This window comes from Microbacterium sp. USTB-Y (genome assembly GCF_023703415.1).
Lineage (GTDB): Bacteria > Actinomycetota > Actinomycetes > Actinomycetales > Microbacteriaceae > Microbacterium.
Window position 1 is genome coordinate 1 of record NZ_JAGMTU010000016.1, and the last position, 1,417, is coordinate 1,417.

Here is a 1,417-nt window from a genome sequence, read left to right on the forward strand (position 1 = left end):
GGCCGCGTCCGTTTGAGTGGTGGTCTTTCGCTTCGTTGCGATGATCAGCTGTCGTTAGTTTAGGCGGCGGTGATCTCGGGGAGTATCACCGCCTCGTCGATGGTGGGGGTGGTCGCGGTGAGCTCGGTCATGGAGGCTTCGGAGAAGTAGCGGCGGTCGGCGGCTTCCCATTCGTCGTGTTGCTCGACGAGGACGGAGCCGGCCAGGCGGAGCAGGGCGGCGTTGTTCGGGAACACGCCAACGACGTCGGTGCGGCGCTTGATCTCCCGATTGAGGCGTTCCAGCGGGTTCGTGGACCAGATCTGTCGCCAATGCCGGGCGGGGAACGCTTTGAACGCGAGGATGTCGTCACGGGCGTCGGTGAGCATCACGGCGGTCTTGGGGTGGACGCGCTCGATCATGCGCACGACTTCGTCGAACTGGGCATCGATGTGCTCGGCGTCGGGTTGGGCGAAGATCGTGCGGATCACGCTGGCGACCATCTCCTGCCGGCCCTTCGGGAGGGCGGTCAGGACGTTGCGCATGAAGTGGACGCGGCAGCGCTGCCAGGCGGCGCCCTGCAACACGGTCGCTGCGGCCTTCTTCAGTCCGGCGTGGGCGTCGGAGATCACCAGCTTCACCCCGCCCAGACCTCGTGTCTTCAACGAGCGCAGGAACTGCTTCCAGAACTCCTCGGTCTCGCTGTCTCCGACATCGAAGCCCAGCACGACCCGCCGCCCGTCAGCGGCGACGCCGATCGCGACGACGACCGCCTGGGACACGACACGGTGGTCGATGCGGACCTTGCAGTAGGTCGCGTCGAGGAACACGTAGGGGTAGGCGATGTCAGACAGCGAGCGGTCGCGGAACGATGCGACCTCGGCGTCGAGCCCTTGGCAGATGCGGGACACCTCGGACTTCGAGATGCCAGTGTCAGCGCCGAGCGCTTTGACGAGGTCATCGACCTTCCGGGTTGAGACGCCGTGGAGGTAGGCCTCCATCACGACCGCGAACAAGGCTTGGTCGACCCGGCGGCGCCGCTCCAGCAGCGACGGGAAGAACGACCCCTGCCGCAACTTCGGGATCCGCAACTCCAGATCCCCAGCCGTGGTCGACAGCACCCGCGGCCGGGAACCGTTGCGGGTAGTCGTGCGCTCGCTCGTGCGCTCGTAGGGGGCGGCGCCGATGAATGCGGCTGTCTCCGCGTCGATCAGCTCCTGGTAGAGCCGCTCGGTCGCGGCTCGGATGCGGTCGGTGGTGCCGGTGAGCTTCAGTTCCCCGAGCAGCTCGAGGAGGGCAGACTGGTCAAGAGCCATCGTGCGGTGTCGTCTTTCTGTGTGAGTTCTTGGTCGTTCTCACTGACCATCGCACGATGGCTCACCCCGTCGCGGTCACGACGCCGCGGGCCCGAAAGACCACCACCCCGCGGGACTCCAGG

1 protein-coding gene is annotated in these 1,417 nt (G+C 66.4%); it reads right to left on the bottom strand.

Going from position 1 to position 1,417, the window contains the following annotated elements; all coding sequences use genetic code 11:
• Nucleotides 1-59: 59 nt before the first annotated feature.
• The gene (locus J8G10_RS19275) at nt 60-1,295 is read right to left on the bottom strand and encodes an IS256 family transposase (protein ID WP_046746337.1); all 1,236 of its coding nucleotides are present in this window, start codon (nt 1,293-1,295) and stop codon (nt 60-62) included.
• Between the last annotated feature and the right edge of the window lie 122 nt (nt 1,296-1,417).

Bases quoted from the DNA above. Each gene is read 5' to 3' on its own strand.
- J8G10_RS19275 (WP_046746337.1), bottom strand. From the start codon at position 1,295: ATGGCTCTTGACCAGTCTGCCCTCCTCGAGCTGCTCGGGGAACTGAAG.